The 15423-nt window shown below is 66.4% G+C and carries 20 protein-coding genes; 10 read left to right on the forward strand and 10 right to left on the reverse strand.

Going from position 1 to position 15423, the window contains the following annotated elements:
* Entirely contained in the window at positions 1 to 624 is a 624-nt protein-coding gene (locus tag BM052_RS12995; protein WP_091147540.1) for a protein-L-isoaspartate O-methyltransferase family protein, read from the reverse strand.
* A 223-nt stretch (positions 625 to 847) separates the two neighbouring features.
* Here BM052_RS12995 and BM052_RS13000 point away from each other — a divergent pair, with 223 nt between their 5' ends.
* From BM052_RS13000 to BM052_RS13010, 3 genes are all read left to right on the forward strand, one after another.
* On the forward strand, positions 848 to 2368 hold the full coding sequence (locus BM052_RS13000) for a fumarate hydratase (protein WP_091147542.1): 1521 nt from the start codon (positions 848 to 850) through the stop codon (positions 2366 to 2368).
* Between the two features lie 150 nt (positions 2369 to 2518).
* Positions 2519 to 3823 (forward strand): sensor histidine kinase, encoded by a 1305-nt coding sequence (locus BM052_RS13005; RefSeq protein ID WP_091147545.1) that lies wholly within the window; start codon positions 2519 to 2521, stop codon positions 3821 to 3823.
* Positions 3816 to 4583, forward strand: coding sequence for a LytR/AlgR family response regulator transcription factor (locus tag BM052_RS13010; RefSeq protein WP_255406124.1), 768 nt, complete (start codon positions 3816 to 3818; stop codon positions 4581 to 4583). The genes BM052_RS13005 and BM052_RS13010 overlap by 8 nt, the downstream gene beginning before the upstream one ends.
* Positions 4584 to 4670: 87 nt before the next feature.
* Here the strand turns inward: BM052_RS13010 and BM052_RS13015 are convergent, their stop codons facing one another.
* The gene (locus tag BM052_RS13015; RefSeq protein ID WP_091147550.1) at positions 4671 to 4982 is read right to left on the reverse strand and encodes a UrcA family protein; all 312 of its coding nucleotides are present in this window, start codon (positions 4980 to 4982) and stop codon (positions 4671 to 4673) included.
* Between the two features lie 271 nt (positions 4983 to 5253).
* Here BM052_RS13015 and BM052_RS13020 point away from each other — a divergent pair, with 271 nt between their 5' ends.
* From BM052_RS13020 to BM052_RS13030, 3 genes are read left to right on the forward strand one after another with little or no spacing between them, the layout of a single operon-like run.
* Entirely contained in the window at positions 5254 to 5523 is a 270-nt protein-coding gene (locus tag BM052_RS13020) for a hypothetical protein (protein ID WP_091147552.1), read from the forward strand.
* 35 nt (positions 5524 to 5558) lie between these two features.
* Positions 5559 to 6443 (forward strand): diacylglycerol/lipid kinase family protein, encoded by an 885-nt coding sequence (locus BM052_RS13025; RefSeq protein ID WP_091147555.1) that lies wholly within the window; start codon positions 5559 to 5561, stop codon positions 6441 to 6443.
* Complete coding sequence (locus BM052_RS13030) at positions 6433 to 7317, forward strand: metallophosphoesterase family protein (protein WP_255406125.1); 885 nt, start codon at positions 6433 to 6435, stop codon at positions 7315 to 7317. Before BM052_RS13025 ends, BM052_RS13030 begins: the two co-directional genes overlap by 11 nt.
* A 133-nt stretch (positions 7318 to 7450) precedes the next feature.
* Here BM052_RS13030 and BM052_RS13035 read toward each other — a convergent pair whose 3' ends face one another.
* From BM052_RS13035 to BM052_RS13065, 7 genes are all read right to left on the reverse strand, one after another.
* A complete protein-coding gene (locus tag BM052_RS13035) occupies positions 7451 to 8158 on the reverse strand; it encodes a GIN domain-containing protein (RefSeq protein WP_091147559.1) in 708 nt (235 codons plus the stop codon).
* Between the two features lie 24 nt (positions 8159 to 8182).
* Positions 8183 to 8749, reverse strand: a complete 567-nt coding sequence (locus tag BM052_RS13040; RefSeq protein WP_091147562.1) for a DUF1700 domain-containing protein — start codon at positions 8747 to 8749, stop codon at positions 8183 to 8185.
* Entirely contained in the window at positions 8739 to 9119 is a 381-nt protein-coding gene (locus BM052_RS13045) for a PadR family transcriptional regulator (protein ID WP_091147564.1), read from the reverse strand. Before BM052_RS13045 ends, BM052_RS13040 begins: the two co-directional genes overlap by 11 nt.
* Before the next feature lie 220 nt (positions 9120 to 9339).
* Entirely contained in the window at positions 9340 to 9855 is a 516-nt protein-coding gene (rpsI, locus tag BM052_RS13050; protein WP_091147566.1) for a 30S ribosomal protein S9, read from the reverse strand.
* Complete coding sequence (gene rplM / locus BM052_RS13055; protein WP_091147569.1) at positions 9855 to 10334, reverse strand: 50S ribosomal protein L13; 480 nt, start codon at positions 10332 to 10334, stop codon at positions 9855 to 9857. Before rplM ends, rpsI begins: the two co-directional genes overlap by 1 nt.
* Positions 10335 to 10477: 143 nt before the next feature.
* A complete protein-coding gene (cutA, locus tag BM052_RS13060; protein ID WP_091147572.1) occupies positions 10478 to 10801 on the reverse strand; it encodes a divalent-cation tolerance protein CutA in 324 nt (107 codons plus the stop codon).
* On the reverse strand, positions 10798 to 11895 hold the full coding sequence (locus BM052_RS13065) for a COX15/CtaA family protein (RefSeq protein ID WP_091147574.1): 1098 nt from the start codon (positions 11893 to 11895) through the stop codon (positions 10798 to 10800). The genes cutA and BM052_RS13065 overlap by 4 nt, the downstream gene beginning before the upstream one ends.
* Positions 11896 to 12052: 157 nt before the next feature.
* Between BM052_RS13065 and BM052_RS13070 the strand changes: the two genes are divergently transcribed.
* The 4 genes from BM052_RS13070 (at position 12053) to BM052_RS13085 (ending at position 14348) form a co-directional block, all read left to right on the forward strand.
* A complete protein-coding gene (locus BM052_RS13070) occupies positions 12053 to 12424 on the forward strand; it encodes a MerC domain-containing protein (protein WP_091147576.1) in 372 nt (123 codons plus the stop codon).
* Between the two features lie 17 nt (positions 12425 to 12441).
* On the forward strand, positions 12442 to 12666 hold the full coding sequence (gene thiS, locus BM052_RS13075) for a sulfur carrier protein ThiS (protein WP_091147577.1): 225 nt from the start codon (positions 12442 to 12444) through the stop codon (positions 12664 to 12666).
* Positions 12667 to 12736: 70 nt separating this feature from the next.
* Complete coding sequence (locus BM052_RS13080) at positions 12737 to 13555, forward strand: bifunctional sulfur carrier protein/thiazole synthase protein (RefSeq protein WP_255406126.1); 819 nt, start codon at positions 12737 to 12739, stop codon at positions 13553 to 13555.
* 265 nt (positions 13556 to 13820) lie between these two features.
* Positions 13821 to 14348, forward strand: coding sequence for a hypothetical protein (locus BM052_RS13085; protein ID WP_091147641.1), 528 nt, complete (start codon positions 13821 to 13823; stop codon positions 14346 to 14348).
* A gap of 12 nt (positions 14349 to 14360) precedes the next feature.
* Here BM052_RS13085 and BM052_RS13090 read toward each other — a convergent pair whose 3' ends face one another.
* Positions 14361 to 15329, reverse strand: coding sequence for a quinone oxidoreductase family protein (locus tag BM052_RS13090; protein WP_091147583.1), 969 nt, complete (start codon positions 15327 to 15329; stop codon positions 14361 to 14363).
* Positions 15330 to 15423 lie beyond the last annotated feature (94 nt).

Genomic DNA, 15423 nt, shown 5'->3' on the forward strand with positions numbered 1-15423 from the left:
TCAGAAGCTCCAGCGCCTGGGGGCTGCGAATTCGGGAAGGGCGGGGATGCCAAGCTCCGCGAGAGGGAGCAGCGAGACGGCGCCGGCGATCTTGCGGCCGGTCGCCAGGCGCGTGACGCCGCGTACCAGCAGGCCGGTGACGATGCGGCCGCCTTCGGCGAGCTGCGCGCCAAGCGCCTCGGGCAGGACCTCGATGGCGCCGTCGACGATGATGAGCGAGTAGCCGCCCGCCCCGGCAAAGCCCGGGACGGCGGCGGGATCGACGGCATCCAGCGAACCGACCAGCGGGCGCAGCAGCGCGGCGAGATAGCCTTCGCCGTCGCCGATCAGCAGCGCCTTGTCGGTGCCGGAAGGCGCGGCCTCGGCCAGCATCTTGCCGTGAACGAGGGGGGCGGCGAGGAAGCGGCCGCCGCCGAGCGGGATCGCCCGGTCGATATAGGCGGCATCGCGCATTGCCTCCGGCACGTAGTCTTCGCGTGCGACGCCGCCCATCGCCGCGAGCACCCAGGGCTCGTTGACGCCGCTGGTGCGCAACTGGCTGACGATCATGGCATGGCGAGCGGCGGACTTGGCTACGGTGGCCTGGGCGATTTCAGGCACAGACCGATCCTCGGTCAAGGTCATCTGGTGCAATTCCCTCATGCATTCGCGGATGACGCGCGGGGGGCGCATCGGGTTTCCGCAACGACGGCACTTGTGCGGCGCCTTCTAGGCCAAGCCGCCAGGGAGGCCAAGCGCTTTGACGCTACCTTCGTCGATCCATGCAAGTACTTTGACGATACCTTGCATGCGGCTTATGGGGGCGCGCGAATTCACGTGATCCGCGAAAACCGGGAGCGCATTTTCCATGGCCGATATGGTGACCATCCGCGAAGACGATCTGATCGAGTCCGTCGCAGACGCCCTGCAATACATCAGCTACTACCATCCGATGGACTATATCCGGGCGCTGGGCGAAGCCTATGAGGCCGAGCAGGGCCCGGCCGCCAAGGACGCCATCGCGCAGATCCTCACCAACAGCAGGATGTGCGCCGAAGGACACCGGCCGATCTGCCAGGACACCGGCATCGTCAACGTCTTCATCGAATGGGGCCAGGACTGCCGCCTGGAATCCGACCGTTCGTTGCAGGAAGTCGTCGATGAGGGCGTGCGCCGCGCTTACGGCAATGCCGAAAACAAGCTGCGTGCCTCGGTGCTCGCCGATCCCGCCTTCACCCGCCGCAATACCAGGGACAACACGCCTTCGGTGCTCTCGGTCACCATGGTTCCGGGTAGCAAGGTCTCGGTCGATGTCGCCGCCAAGGGCGGCGGCAGCGAGGCCAAGTCCAAGTTCAAGATGATGAACCCCAGCGATTCGATCGTCGACTGGGTGTTGGAGATGCTGCCGCAGATGGGCGCCGGCTGGTGCCCGCCGGGCATGCTCGGCATCGGCATCGGCGGCACCGCAGAGCACTGCGTGAAGCTCGCCAAGCAGAGCCTGATGGAGCCGATCGACATGGGCCCGTTGAAGGCACGCGGGCCGCGGAACGATATCGAGGCGCTGCGCATCGAGATCTTCGACAAGGTCAACGCCATGGGTATCGGCGCGCAGGGGCTGGGCGGCCTTTCCACCATCCTCGACGTCAAGATCCTCGATTGGCCGTGCCACGCGGCGAACAAGCCCGTCGCGATGATCCCCAACTGCGCCGCCACCCGCCACGCGCATTTCACGCTGGACGGTTCGGGGCCGAGCTTCCTCGAAACCCCCAGGCTCGACGAGTGGCCCAAGGTCCAGTGGGCGCCGAGCAAGGAGGCGATCCGGGTCGATCTCGACACCCTGACCGCCGAGCAGGTGCAGAGCTGGAAGCAGGGGGACCGGCTGCTGCTGAACGGCAAGATGCTCACTGGCCGCGACGCCGCACACAAACGCATCCAGGACATGCTGGCCAAGGGTGAGGAACTGCCCGTCGATTTCAAGGGGCGCGTGATCTATTACGTCGGTCCGGTCGATCCGGTGCGCGACGAGGTGGTCGGCCCGGCCGGCCCGACCACGGCGACGCGCATGGACAAGTTCATGGACATGATGCTGGAGCAGGGCCTGCTCGCCTGCGTCGGCAAGGCCGAGCGCGGACCGGCGGCGACCCAGGCGATCGCCAACCACAAGTCGGCCTACCTGATGGCGGTGGGCGGCGCCGCCTACCTCGTTGCACGCGCGATCAAGGAGGCGAAAGTGGTGGGCTTCGAGGATCTCGGCATGGAGGCGATCTACGAATTCACCGTCGAGGACATGCCGGTGACGGTCGCCGTCGACGCGGAGGGACAGAACGTCCACCAACTGGCGCCGTTGGTGTGGAAGGTAAAGATCGCGAAGGAAGGGCTGCTGGCCTGAGCCTCCTCCCGGGCTCGCCCCAGGACGACGCGACCTCGCTTTCGGAGGGCCCGGGAAGATGACCTGCCAGGACCTTGTTCGACGAACCGCTCACGCGCGCCGACCGGAGAACTGGCGTGAAAGCACGCTTTCGCGCTATCCCGGGCGGTCATGACGGATGTAATCGCCAACCCGCGCGTTCCCGCGCGTCTCGTCCTGCTTTCGCTTGCCGCCTTGTGGGTCTGCTATTTCCTCGTCGCGACGCTGCGCGGGGCTTTCATGGGCTTCGACCTTGCCTGGCCGATCATTTCGCGCCGGCTTACGATCTGCATTCTTTCGATGCTGGTCATGGCGGCGGTCTGGCCGCTCCTGCAGATGATCGACCGCAAGTCCGGCGGGATGCGCCTGGTGATTGTCCTGATCGGCGCGCTCCCGCTCGCGCTGCTGCTGAGCGTCATCAACGATACGGTCTTCGCCGACATCGAGATGTCGCATGCCTATGGCGACGAGGAGGATGCCGCCGCGATCAAGGCCGGAAACGTTCGCATCTCGCGCGATGAGGCCGGCAACATCCTGGTCGACCTGCCCAAAGTGCCGCCACCGCCCGCCCCGCCGCCCGTCCCGCCGAGCGGGAGCGCCGAGGAGACGCCGCCGGCCGTGCCCGAGGTTGGCCGCGAGCCCGCCCAAACCGGTTCGGCGATCACCATCCGAACCGGCAAGACAATGGGTCAAAGCTACGCGCGCTGGGCCGCGATCGCCGATACCGCGTTCGGACGCTACTTTCTGGTCCTGGCCTGGGCCGCGCTCTATTTCGCGCTCGCCAAGGCCGAACAGGCGCGCGCGGCCGAGCGCCGGGAAGGGGAGTACCGACGCGCCGCGGAAGCGGCCGAGCTGCGGTCCTTGCGCTATCAGGTCAATCCGCACTTCCTGTTCAATACGCTCAACTCGCTCTCGGCATTGGTCATGACCGGCCGCCAGGACGATGCGGAGACGATGATCCAGACACTTTCGACTTTCTATCGGCACACGCTTTCGGGCGATCCGACCAGCGACCTGAGGCTGGTGGACGAGATCGAGTTGCAGAAGCTCTATTTCGCGATCGAGGCGGTGCGTTTTCCCAATCGATTGCTGACGAAAATCGATGTTGACCCGGCCGCCGTCGATGCGATGGTGCCCGGCATGATCCTGCAGCCCCTTGTCGAAAACTCGGTCAAGTATGCGGTCGCCGCCAGCCGGGAACCGGTGACGGTGACCATCAAGGCGCGGCGCGAGGGCGGGCAGCTTGTCATCACTGTCAGCGACGATGGGCCGGGCACCGAACGGGGCAAGGCGGAAGGATGCGGCATCGGCCTCGCCAATGTGCGTGACCGCCTGCACGCCCGCTATGGCCGGGCCGGCACCCTGGCTTTCGGCAAGCGACCGGAAGGCGGTTTCGAGACGGTGCTGCGCATGCCGCTGGAGCTTGGCCGTGCCTGAGACGCAAACCGGCGAACAGCCGAACGGCCCCCCCTTGCGCACGCTGATCGTCGACGACGAGCCGCTTGCGGTTGAGCGCCTGCAGGTGATCTGCGCCCGGATCGCGGGTCTTGCCGTGATCGGCACCGCGAGCGACGGCCAGGCGGCGTTACGGCTGGTCGAGGCGCTGACGCCCGATCTTCTCCTGCTCGACCTGACCATGCCGGGCACCGACGGGCTCACCGTTGCCCGCCAGCTTTCGGGCCGGACCGATCCGCCGGCGGTGATCTTCGTGACCGCGCATGACGAATTCGCCGTCGAGGCATTCGACCTCGACGCCGTGGACTACGTGCTCAAGCCGGTCGCGCCGGATCGGCTCGAGCGCGCCGTTGGGCGCGTCGTCTCGCGGCGCGGCCAGCGGGCCGAACCGGGAGACGGGCAGGCCGGCCGTTGGCTTGAGGAGTTCTGGGTGCCGCTTCGCTCGGAACTGGTTCGCGTTCCGGCCAACGACGTCCAGCGCATCGATGCCGAGCGCGACTACGTCCGGCTGCACGTCAATGGGCAAAGCTTCCTGCTGCTGCAGACCATCACCGGGCTGGAGGAGCGGCTCGATCCCGATCGGTTCATCCGCATCCATCGCAGCTGCATCCTGCGCCGCGATCACGTCGCCGGCCTCAGGCATGAAGGGCTGGGGGTCTGGTCGGTGGAAACCGCCGATGGCGAGGCCTTGCGGATCGGCCGCACTTATCTGCCGGCGGTAAAGAAAATGGCGGGCCGCTAGGGCCCGCCAGTCATTTTCCGGGTCTTTTCTTTTTTGGGACCTGGAGAAATCAGGGTGAGAAGCAGGGTGGATCGGCTTTCGCCGCGCTCAGCCGCCCAGGCGGCCGTCGGCGTTGCCGATGGCGGCAGCCATCGAATCCTTCGCTTTGGCGCGCGCCTGCTTGTAGCAAGCCTGCGACTGGGCGCTCGGCAGGTGGGAGCCGGTGACGCGCTGGTCGTAGCCGCAGGCCTCGCGGGCAGCCATGTCCAGGCGGCGTTCGAGCTTGCGCTGGCCTTCCGGCGTGGTCAGGTCGAGGTCCTTGTACATGACCTGCACTTTCGTCGCTTCACCGGCGAAGGCCGGCGTGGCGGTGAGGGCAAGGCCGAGCAGCGCGGCGGCGATAGGGGCGTTCTTGAACATCGTGATTTCCTCCTCAGGGCGAGCCGGCGGGGGGCTGTGCGGCTCGATGAACCTGTTCTGCGCCCGATCGCGGGGCCGATCACGCGGGGTTCGATTGCGGGGGATCGATGTTCGACGAAGCGCGAGAGGATTGGACGAACGACATCTGTAGTCGACGAACAACATGCAATGCCGTTGCGCCAATGGCCCACCTGGAGGATCGAATCGTGCGCATCGGGCCATGATGCCCGGACGCTGGCCAGTCGGAAGGTGAGGTTGTAGAAGCAGGGTCATGCTGGCCCTCATCGTCGTCTTCTGCCTGGGCGTGGTGAACTTCGCCGCGCACAAGGCGGTGCTGGAAAGCGGCCATCCGATGCTGGCGCAGGTCTCCTGGTTGTTCCGGCCGCTGGGCGGCCGGCTCAGCCTGGTCGTGGAGTTTGCCATGCTGCTGGGTGCGATGATTATGGCGGCGGCTGGGTCGGTCGGCTGGATCGGGCTTTATGCGTTCTACACGGTGTTGAACGGGTTTTCGGCCTGGTTGATCGCCAGCGGCCGGGTTTGACGGGAACCTGGCCGCGTCCCTGGTTTTACCCCGGTATGGCACAATCCAAGGACGGTATTGCGAGAAGGGTCTGGCTGGTCTGCAATGCGGCGAGCGGCGGCAACGACGAAGAGGCGGTGGCAGGCGTGCGGACCGCGCTGGTCGATGCCGGTTTCACGATCGATCGCACGATTCGTTTCCCGGATGAGCCGGCGCCCCGGCCGGACGAGCTCCAGGCCGCGGGTGTCGGTCTGCTGGCCGTGTTCGGCGGGGATGGGACGGTCCATGCGGCGGTCGCCGCGGCTTCCGGCTGGAGCGGGGCGGTCCTGGTCCTGCCGGGGGGAACGATGAACATGCTGGCCAAACGCCTGCACGGCGACGTGCCGGCGCCCGAGATCGTCGCCCGCCTTGCCGGGGGGCCTCCGCGCCGCGTCCGTCCGGCGGTTATCCGGTCCCGCCATGGCATGGGCCTGACCGGTGTCCTCGCCGGCCCGGGCGCGGTATGGAACGATGTGCGCGAGGCGATGCGCGCGGCCGACATCCTCGAATTCGTCGCCACCGCGCGCCAGGCCATAAGCTATTCCGCCAGCGGCCCGAAAGTGGTGTGCGAACACATCGACGGCGGGCGCGAGGAAGGCTATGCCGCGATCACTGTGACTCCGCATGACGACGGCCTTGAAGCGAACGGCTATTATGCCGAATCGCTCGGCGACTACGCCGGGCAGGGGATCGCCTTGCTCAATCGGAACTTTCGCGATGGCCCGCATGACGAACTCGGCCGGCACGGGCAGGTCCGGCTGGTCTGCCCGGAGGGAGAGCGGATGGGCCTGCTGATCGATGGTGAACCGCATGAGGGCGCCGCCGAAGAGGTGTTCGAAATCATGCCCTGCCAGGTCGATCTGGTGACGACGCGCGATTCGGGGCGGGCCGATGCACGGTAGGGTTTCCGCGATGTATGGCGGCCGGCTCAAGCTGTTTCACCTGAGCGATATTCATTTCGGGCTCGAGGATCGGCTTGCGCTGGATTGGGCCCGCGCGTGCATCGCGCGCGAAAAGCCGCATGCCGTCGCGATCACCGGCGATCTGACGATGCGCGCGCGGCACCGCGAATTTCGCGCCGCCAGCGCGTGGATCAGCGGGCTTGAAGTGCCGGTCACGGTCGAGGTCGGCAACCACGACATTCCCTATTTCAACCTCTACGAGCGCTTTCTTGGACCCTATGGCCGCTTCAAGGCGATCAAGCGGATGGTCGAATCGGAGCTGGACCTTCCCGGTCTCGCCGTGGTCCCGCTGCGGACCACTACCCGGGCGCAGTACCAGCGCTTTCCCTGGTCGAACGGCTGGGTGACGGGCAAGGCGCTGGCACAGTGCCTCGCGGCGATCGATGCCCATCCCGAGGGGACCCGGATTCTCGTCGCCGCGCACCACCCGCTCACCGAGCGCAGGCATGATGGCAAGCTGCTGACGATCAACGGAACCAGGGCGATGGAAGCGCTTGCCGGACGCAAGGTGATGGCGGTGCTTTCCGGCCATATCCACGATCCCTTCGATCTCGTGGCGGAAACCGCGGCCGGCCCGCTGCGGATGATCGGTGCGGGCACGCTTTCGCGGCGCATCCGCTCGACCCCGCCCAGCTTCAACGAGATACTGATCGACGGTGACGATCTGCGCGTGGAGGCGCGCAACCTGGAACACGTGGCGACACCGGACATGCAGATCGCCGAAGTGCCGGAAAACGCCTTGCCGCCGCGCGAGCCGGGCGAGCCCGTCGCTCCGGTGGGCACCGTGCCGCCGGTCGATCCACCGGTGCATTGAAGCGGTTGAGAGGCGGTTGAAGAAAAGCGGCTGCACGAAAAAGGCCGCGCCGCCGGGGGGAACGGCACGGCCTTCGTGCAGGGACCGCCGCGGGCGGGGGGTGATCGCGGCGGTTTTCTTCCCCGAACCCGTGTCAGTAGTCGTGATCGATCGAACCGAGGCCGTGGATGCTGCTGCGCAGGCTTTGCGGCTTGCGTAGCAGAGTGACGTTGCCCACGCCGTTGATCTCCACGTCGACCAGGCCGGTCGCGCCGAGCGTCACGTCGCCGACGCCATCGAGGCGGACGGTCGCATCCTCGCCCTCGACTTTGCCGAGGTCTATGTCGCCCGGGCCGGTGACGGTGATGAACAACTGGCGGACCTTGCCCTGGGCATCGAGATCGATGGGCCCATGCGAATTCAGCGTGAACCGGTCCTGCTGCAGCCCGGTCAGGGTCACGTCGCCCGGGGCATCGAGATCGAGGCCGGTGATCTCGGGCGCGGTGATCCTGACCTTGAGGCCATGACGCATATGGGTGTTGCCGGGGAGCGAGAGGCGGCCGTTGCGCCATATCAGCCGGTCGACCAGGCTGGCGGGGCCGGACACCACCATTTCGGCCTTTTCACCCCGGGTGAAGGTCAGACCCACCGGGATTTCCATGGCCAGCTGCGTGCCCGGCGCGACAGCGAAGGCGCGGTTCCTGGTGGGGCCGTGATTCTCTTCGCCGATGGTCCAGGACCAGCCGTCGCCCTTGGCGAAATCCTTGTGCAGCTTCTCGCCGCCGGCGACCCAGGCCGCGCCGAACGCGACGATCGACAGGATCACGCCGCTGGCGAATACGATGAGCAGTTTCCTGAGCATCTCTTGTTCCTCCTTCTCGTCTCGTCAGTCTTCGGAATGGATGGCCGGTTCGATCACCCTGTAGTGCAGGCGGCCGAACCACATGAGGGCATTGATGATCCAGATGCTGACCAGCGTCAGCAAGGCACCGGCGGCGACCGAGGCGCTCATCGTGCCGAGGCCCGCCAGGATCGCGACCAGCCAACCACCGGGAAAGCCGCTGAACGGGCCGGCGATCAGGATGAAGCCGCCGGCGATGAAGCAGGCGACCACGGCCACGAACAGGCCGAACACCACGCCTATCACCGGCAGCACGATCGGCAGCAGGATCAGGATGTCGATGGTGGCCAGGCCCATGAACGCCAGGATCGCGCCCCACGCGGACGAGGGCGAGCGTCCCGCTTCCCAATTGCGGAAACCGGCCTCGAAGCGCAGTTCGCGCGCCAGGCGGGCGGGATTGCCAAGGGCGGCGGCGACTTCCTCTTCACTTCGCCCTTCGGCAAGGCCGGCGGCGAAGTGATCCTCGTAGTCGGCGACGATCTCGTCGATGTCGTCCTGGGGCATGCCCTTGAGGGCCGCCTTCAGGCGCTTGATGAATTCGTTACGCTTCATGGCTGGGTTCCCCTTCCTGCATGCGATCGTCCTGAGGCATCGCGGGCGCGGCGGCTTCTGCGATCATGCCGTCGACGGCGGCGGTGAAGCCGCGCCATTCCTCGACCTGTTCGGCCAGGCGCGAACGGCCGGTCTCGGTGATGCGATAGTACTTGCGGGGCGGGCCCGAGGGCGATTCCTCGAGGTAGGTGGTCACCAGCCCTTCGGACTGCATGCGGCGCATCAGCGGGTAGATCGTACCTTCACCCATATCGACCGCGTCGGCCATGCGACTGGCGATCTGGTAGGCATAGCTGTTCCCGCGCGACAGCAAGGCCAGGACGCAAAGGCCCAGGACCCCTTTCTTCAACTGGATTTCGATTTCGGACATCGAATCATCTCCTGCGGATGAGGAGTGTGTATCGCAAGCTACTGTTCTATGCAAGATACCATGTTATAAAAAGTACAGGGCGGTACATGATACCTTGCTATGACAAGGTATCATGCGCGGAACATGGGTGGCCGGCCGAAACCGCCCGTTGGCAGGCGGCGCAAAGCAAAAGGGGCCGCGGTTGCCCGCGACCCCTTGAAAGGTTCGAGATTTCGAAGTCTTAGCGCTTCGAGAACTGGAAGCTCTTGCGGGCCTTGGCGCGGCCGTACTTCTTGCGCTCCACCACGCGGCTGTCGCGGGTGAGGAAGCCGGCGGCCTTGACCGCGGCGCGCAGCGTGGGCTCGTACTTCGAAAGCGCCTGCGCGATGCCGTGCTTGACGGCGCCCGCCTGGCCCGAGAGGCCGCCGCCCTTGACGGTGGCGACGACGTCGTACTGGTCCTCACGCCCGCCGACCACGAAGGGCTGGTTGATGACGAGGCGCAGGGTCGGACGCGCGAAGTAGACTTCCTGGTCGCGGCCGTTGACGGTGACCTTGCCGCTGCCGGGCTTCAGCCAGACGCGGGCCACGGCGTCCTTGCGGCGGCCGGTGGCGTAAGCGCGGCCCTGGGCGTCGATCTCCTGCTCGCGCAGCGGGGCGTTGGAAACGGGAGCGGCCGGAGTGGTCGATTCGACGACCACGGTGCCGGCGATGTCCTTGAGGTCGGACAGGCTCTGGACGGTATCGGTATCGGACATTACGCGCCCACCTTGTTCTTGCGGTTCATCGAAGCGACGTCGAGCGCTTCGGGCTGGGTGCCACCGTGCGGGTGCTCGGTGCCGGCGTAGAGGTGCAGCGCGCGCATCTGCGCGCGGCCGAGCGGACCACGCGGGATCATGCGCTCAACGGCCTTTTCAAGGACACGTTCGGGGAAACGCCCCGCGAGAACCTTGTCCGCCGTCACTTCCTTGATGCCGCCGGCATAGCCGGTGTGCTTGTAGTAGGTCTGCTGCTTCAGCTTGTTGCCCGTGAAACGGACCTTCTCCACGTTGACGACGACGACATGGTCGCCGCAATCGACGTGCGGGGTGAAGCTCGGCTTGTGCTTGCCGCGCAGCAGATCGGCGATCACGACCGCGAGGCGGCCAACCACCAGACCCTCGGCATCGATCAGATGCCACTTCTTTTCCACCTCGGCCGGCTTGATCGACCGGGTGACCTTCGTAAGCGCCTTCATGGCTGGTCTTATCCCTATGTTTCGTGCGCGCGGCGCCAGATGCTCCAACGAATCTCCCGCCGCACGGGAAGGCGGCCAATTCGTCGAAACGGGCCGGGAAGTCAAGCAAGACCGCGGTATTGCAGGGAGGTAAAATAATACCGTCAGGATTTTTCGGGGATTTCCGCCAGCCAGGCAAGGGTCGCGGGCGCGGCCGCGTCGCAGTGCCAGCCGAGCACGGCCGGGTCCTGGTAGGGGTGGAGTTCGGTCAGCCGCCGGATGGCGGTTTGGAGCAGGCCCGTACCGGTCTTCAGCAGGACGCCGACCTCTCGCGCGGTGTCCTTCACGCCGTTCCACACGAAGATGCTGGTCATCGCCGGGAGCACGTTTCCGCAGGCGATCAGTCTTTCGTCGAGCAGGACATGGATCGCCGCGAGCGCGGCATCCTCGTCGGGGAAAGGGCACCAGATGAGCGCCGCGCCGCTCATCGGCGCGGGCCGCCCTGGAAGTTCGTGCTGTCGCGCCGGCCTAGCGCGTGCGCGCCCCATACGGTCGCGGCGACGAGAAGGGCGCCGCACAGCTGATGCGCGACCGCCAGCCACAGCGTCATGCCCGACCACACCGTGCAGATGCCCAGGATCACCTGGGTTCCAAAGGCGCTGTGCACGGCGACCGAGATCATCCGGTCCCGCGCGCGCAACTTGCGGGCCAGGACGACCAGCACCGCGACGACGACCCAGGCCCACCAGCGGTGGATGAAATGGGTGAGGAACGGATCGTTGAAGACGGCGTGGGGGAATCCTCCCGACCAATCGATGCCATCGGGTACGAAGCTGCCCTGCATCAGCGGCCAGGCGTTCATGCTGAACCAGCCTGCCCCGGAGACATAGCCTGCCCGCAGGCCCGCGACCATCGCCCCCATGAACAGCTGGAAAGCCAGGGCCGCCAGCGCGAAACCGGCAAGGCGGGTGAAACGCGCGGGCGGCTCGCCGCGGTCGAGCGCCTTGAGGTCAAGCGCGGTCCATACCAGGCCGCCCAGGGTCGTCAGCGCCACCAGCAGGTGGGCGGCAAGCCGGAAATGGTTCACCCGGTCGGCTGCTTCCGGGGTGAGGCCGGAGGAGACCATCCACCAGCCCACCGCACCCTGCAGCCCGCCCAGCGCCAGCAGCGCCAGCAGGCGGGGCTTGTAGCCGAGCGGGATCGTGCGCTTGTACCAGAACCAGGCCAGCGGCAGCGCGAAAGCCAGGCCGATCAGGCGCGCCAGCAGGCGGTGGACCCATTCCCAGAAATAGATGAACTTGTACTGGGCCAGCGTCATTCCCGCCGGACCGTTGACGTCAAGGTACTGCGGGATCTTTTGGTAGCTTTCGAACTCGGCCTGCCACTGCGCCTGGGTGAGCGGGGGAATGGCGCCGGTGATCGGTTTCCACTGGGTGATCGAGAGCCCCGATTCGGTGAGCCTGGTGATCCCGCCAACGGCCACGATCAATACCACCAGCGCCGCTACCGTCAGCAGCCAGCGCACCATCGGTGCGATATCGTCGGTGGTGCCGATGATGGGGCGACCGTCTGCAACTCTCATGTCCGTGTGACTCCCATGGCGCGACTCCCTGCGATTTCGCGGCGATTTGTGCAAGTGGCCCGTCGACCGGACGTTGCGGTATGCGGGCGTGTCCTGTTTCGGGGGCCAATTTGGGGCGGGCCTTGATTGATGATACAACATCACATATTGCGACGGCATGCGTAGTGCCCTTACCGCGATTCGAGACCGGCTGGACCGGGCGGGAATCATCCTGAGCGGACTGTGCGCGGTGCATTGCCTGCTTGGCGTGCTGCTCGTCGGCCTGCTGGGCCTGGGCGGAGAGGCGCTGCTTTCGCCGGCGATCCATCGAGTCGGGCTGGCGCTGGCCCTGGTCGTCGGCCTTGCCTCGCTCGGCTTTGGCGCCTTGCGTCATGGCCGGGTCGGGCCCTTGGTGGTTGGCGGGCTGGGCCTGTCGCTGATGGCGGCGGCGATCGCCGTGGGGCACGGGTTGCCCGAGGCGGTGCTGACGGTCCTGGGCGTGTCGCTGGTCGCCTTCGCCCACATTCGGAACTTGCACGCCGCCTGCTGAACGCTATCTGCGCAAGGATGGCTTCGGAAACCCCTGGCGAACTCCTGCTCACCGTCAACGGCGAACCGCGCCGGATCGCGCCGGGTGCGACGATCGCCGATCTCGTCGCCAGTCTCGGACTCGATCCGCGGAAGGTCGCGGTCGAGCGCAATGCCGAGATCGCCCCGCGCTCGACGCTGGCCGATGTGCCCCTCGCCGATGGCGACGTGCTGGAAATCGTTCATTTCGTGGGCGGCGGATGAGCCCCGCAGTGCCGCTATTCCTGACCAGCCCGCTCCCGAAAGCCAGCCCGCTCCCGAAAGGATGCGAACCTTGACCGATACGCTTGTCGACACCTCCGACACCCCCGGCGCCGCTGCCCTTGCCGATACCTGGACGGTCGCCGGCCGCACTTTCTCCTCGCGCCTGATCGTCGGCACCGGCAAGTACAAGGACTTCGCCCAGAACGCGGCGGCGGTGGAGGCTTCCGGTGCGGAGATCGTCACGGTCGCGGTGCGGCGGGTCAACATATCGGATCCCAAGGCGCCGATGTTGACCGATTTCATCGATCCGAAGAAGATCACCTACCTGCCCAACACCGCCGGATGCTTCACGGCCGATGAGGCGATCCGCACCTTGCGCCTGGCGCGCGAGGCGGGCGGCTGGAATCTCGTCAAGCTCGAAGTGCTGGGCGAGGCGCGCACGCTTTACCCGGACATGCGCGAGACGCTGAAGGCCTGCGAAGTGCTGGCGAAGGAAGGCTTCGCGCCGATGGTCTACTGCGTGGACGATCCGATCGCGGCGAAGCAGCTTGAAGAGGTGGGCGCGGTGGCGATCATGCCGCTGGGCGCGCCGATCGGGTCCGGCCTCGGTATCCAGAACAAGGTCACCGTCCGCCTGATCGTCGAGGGGGCCAATGTGCCGGTGCTGGTCGATGCCGGCGTCGGCACCGCTTCGGACGCGGCCGTGGCGATGGAACTGGGCTGCGACGGCGTGCTGATGAATACCGCGATCGCGGAGGCCAAGGACCCGCTCCGCATGGCGCGTGCGATGAAGCTCGCGGTGGAGGCGGGGCGCGACGCGTACCTTGCCGGGCGCATGGCCACCCGGCGCTATGCCGACCCGTCGAGCCCGCTGGCCGGCATGATCTGATCGCCGGATCGTCGGCCTTGCCGCATTCCTTCACCCGGCACTCCTCCCGCGTCGCCGCGTTCTTAACGAATGCCGAAGCGAAGGGGCCATATTTCTGGGAAACACGCCGGTTAGGATGGTTAACCAAATCGTTTCGGATTACTTACGGTGCCGGTAGTACACAAACCTTTGCATAGTTAATGGCTTGGCAACCGAGTGATGGTTAACTGCGATTCGTGAAGGGGGGATCCTTTACGAGTCGCAACGGTCACGGGGGTTCATGGCCATGGCTTATGCAGGTACGGCAACTTTGACGATCAGCGAACTGCGCGAGTTCGCCAGTTTCACGCCTTGCGAGCAGCGCTATATCCGGCGCAGCCTCGATGTGGGGCTCGGTCGCCAGGATGCCTTCAAGCTCTGGGCGCGCGACGATGCCGAAGTCGCTTCGATTCGCAAGCAGTACGTGGCTTATCAGGACCTCAAGGTTCTGCGCGCGATGCGTCCCGACGACATTGGTTTCGAGGATCTCGAGGCCTTCATGGGCAAGCTGGTGCGCACGGCGGCGTTCGATCTCGCGCAGGAGAAGCTTGGCAGCTTCTCGGCATTCCGCTTCCTCTACGAGCGCCTGCTTGGTGCCTGGATTCGTCCCTGGCTGCCGGGCGCCTTCTGCGGCGCCGCCGCGCTGCCGCAGATCCGGCCCGACCGGCGCAAGATGCTGCTCCATTCGATCAGCGAAGCCGCCGCCACCGCGCCGGGCTGGTCGGAACGCGAGCCGAGCTTCTATCCCGAATTCATCGAGAAGGAAGCTGCCTGAAAAAGCATGCCGTCACGGGATCAGCACTGTCGATCCCGTGGTGGCGCGGCTTTCGAGCGCCCGGTGCGCCTCGGCGGCATCGTCAAGCCTGAAGGTCTGGCCGATCTTGGGATCGAGCACACCGCCGGCGATGCGGTCGAACAGCTTCTTGGCGCTGGCAGCCAGCATTTCCGGTGTGGCGACATAGTCGGCCAGGGTAGGGCGCGTGACATAGAGCGATCCGCCGCGCATCAGATCCAGCAGCGAGACCGGCGGCACCGCGCCCGAGGCATTGCCATAGCTTACCATCATCCCGCGCCGCCGCAGGCAGGCGAGCGAAGCGGACCATGAGGCCGCGCCCACCCCGTCATAGACCACATGGCACATCGCGCCGCCGGTCACGGCGCTGACGTTCCCGGGCAAGTCATCGAGATCACAGGAAAGCGAGTGCCGGGTCGGCACTTGCGCGGCCTTCGCGGCTGAACCTGCGTGAGCGATCACCGTCACCCCCTTGTCGAGCAGCCAGGGCACTAGCAGCGATCCGACGCCGCCCGCCGCCGAATGGACCAGCGCGACGTGCCCGGCCCGGGCGGCGAATGTATCCTCGGCCAGGTAGCAGGCCGTCAGCCCCTTGAGCATGACCGCGGCGGCGGTTTCCGGGGCGATGCCGGCGGGAATGCGCATGGCCTTGTCCGCCGGGATCAGCCGGTGCGAGGCATAGGCCCCGCCGGCCATGGTGGTCCCGACCCGCTCGCCCATCGCGAAGCCGCCGACGCCTTCGCCCAGCGCCACGATCCGCCCCACGCTTTCCGATCCCAGCCGGATCGGCAGCGCATCCGGATAGAGGCCCTTGCGGTAATAGGTATCGATGAAATTGAGCCCGACCGCCTCGGTCTCGATCAGCACTTCGCCGCGACCGGGCGAGGGAACCTCGAACTCCTCGCGCTCGATGGCCTCGGGGCCGCCGTGGGCCCGCACGATCATCCGGTATCCGCGTGTCATGAGCGGTGGCGGTCCTTTTCGTTCATGCGCCCTGAAGGTTCTGGGCCGCATGGGTCATCGGGCAGGGCGGCCGTGTCCCGTCACGGCCTCCCCC

The organism is Novosphingobium sp. CF614 (assembly GCF_900113255.1).
Taxonomy (GTDB): Bacteria; Pseudomonadota; Alphaproteobacteria; order Sphingomonadales; family Sphingomonadaceae; genus Novosphingobium.

What these genes read in the sequence shown, in the direction of transcription:
- thiS (WP_091147577.1), top strand. Translation starts at nt 12,442, where the DNA reads ATGGCTTCGGAAACCCCTGGCGAACTCCTGCTCACCGTCAACGGCGAA.
- BM052_RS13040 (WP_091147562.1), bottom strand. Translation starts at nt 8,749, where the DNA reads ATGAAGCGTAACGAATTCATCAAGCGCCTGAAGGCGGCCCTCAAGGGC.
- BM052_RS13015 (WP_091147550.1), bottom strand. Translation starts at nt 4,982, where the DNA reads ATGTTCAAGAACGCCCCTATCGCCGCCGCGCTGCTCGGCCTTGCCCTC.
- rpsI (WP_091147566.1), bottom strand. Translation starts at nt 9,855, where the DNA reads ATGTCCGATACCGATACCGTCCAGAGCCTGTCCGACCTCAAGGACATC.
- BM052_RS13085 (WP_091147641.1), top strand. Translation starts at nt 13,821, where the DNA reads ATGGCTTATGCAGGTACGGCAACTTTGACGATCAGCGAACTGCGCGAG.
- BM052_RS12995 (WP_091147540.1), bottom strand. Translation starts at nt 624, where the DNA reads ATGACCTTGACCGAGGATCGGTCTGTGCCTGAAATCGCCCAGGCCACC.
- BM052_RS13045 (WP_091147564.1), bottom strand. Translation starts at nt 9,119, where the DNA reads ATGTCCGAAATCGAAATCCAGTTGAAGAAAGGGGTCCTGGGCCTTTGC.
- BM052_RS13035 (WP_091147559.1), bottom strand. Translation starts at nt 8,158, where the DNA reads ATGCTCAGGAAACTGCTCATCGTATTCGCCAGCGGCGTGATCCTGTCG.
- BM052_RS13030 (WP_255406125.1), top strand. Translation starts at nt 6,433, where the DNA reads ATGCACGGTAGGGTTTCCGCGATGTATGGCGGCCGGCTCAAGCTGTTT.
- rplM (WP_091147569.1), bottom strand. Translation starts at nt 10,334, where the DNA reads ATGAAGGCGCTTACGAAGGTCACCCGGTCGATCAAGCCGGCCGAGGTG.
- BM052_RS13025 (WP_091147555.1), top strand. Translation starts at nt 5,559, where the DNA reads ATGGCACAATCCAAGGACGGTATTGCGAGAAGGGTCTGGCTGGTCTGC.
- BM052_RS13065 (WP_091147574.1), bottom strand. Translation starts at nt 11,895, where the DNA reads ATGAGAGTTGCAGACGGTCGCCCCATCATCGGCACCACCGACGATATC.
- BM052_RS13000 (WP_091147542.1), top strand. Translation starts at nt 848, where the DNA reads ATGGCCGATATGGTGACCATCCGCGAAGACGATCTGATCGAGTCCGTC.
- cutA (WP_091147572.1), bottom strand. Translation starts at nt 10,801, where the DNA reads ATGAGCGGCGCGGCGCTCATCTGGTGCCCTTTCCCCGACGAGGATGCC.
- BM052_RS13020 (WP_091147552.1), top strand. Translation starts at nt 5,254, where the DNA reads ATGCTGGCCCTCATCGTCGTCTTCTGCCTGGGCGTGGTGAACTTCGCC.
- BM052_RS13090 (WP_091147583.1), bottom strand. Translation starts at nt 15,329, where the DNA reads ATGACACGCGGATACCGGATGATCGTGCGGGCCCACGGCGGCCCCGAG.
- BM052_RS13005 (WP_091147545.1), top strand. Translation starts at nt 2,519, where the DNA reads ATGACGGATGTAATCGCCAACCCGCGCGTTCCCGCGCGTCTCGTCCTG.
- BM052_RS13070 (WP_091147576.1), top strand. Translation starts at nt 12,053, where the DNA reads ATGCGTAGTGCCCTTACCGCGATTCGAGACCGGCTGGACCGGGCGGGA.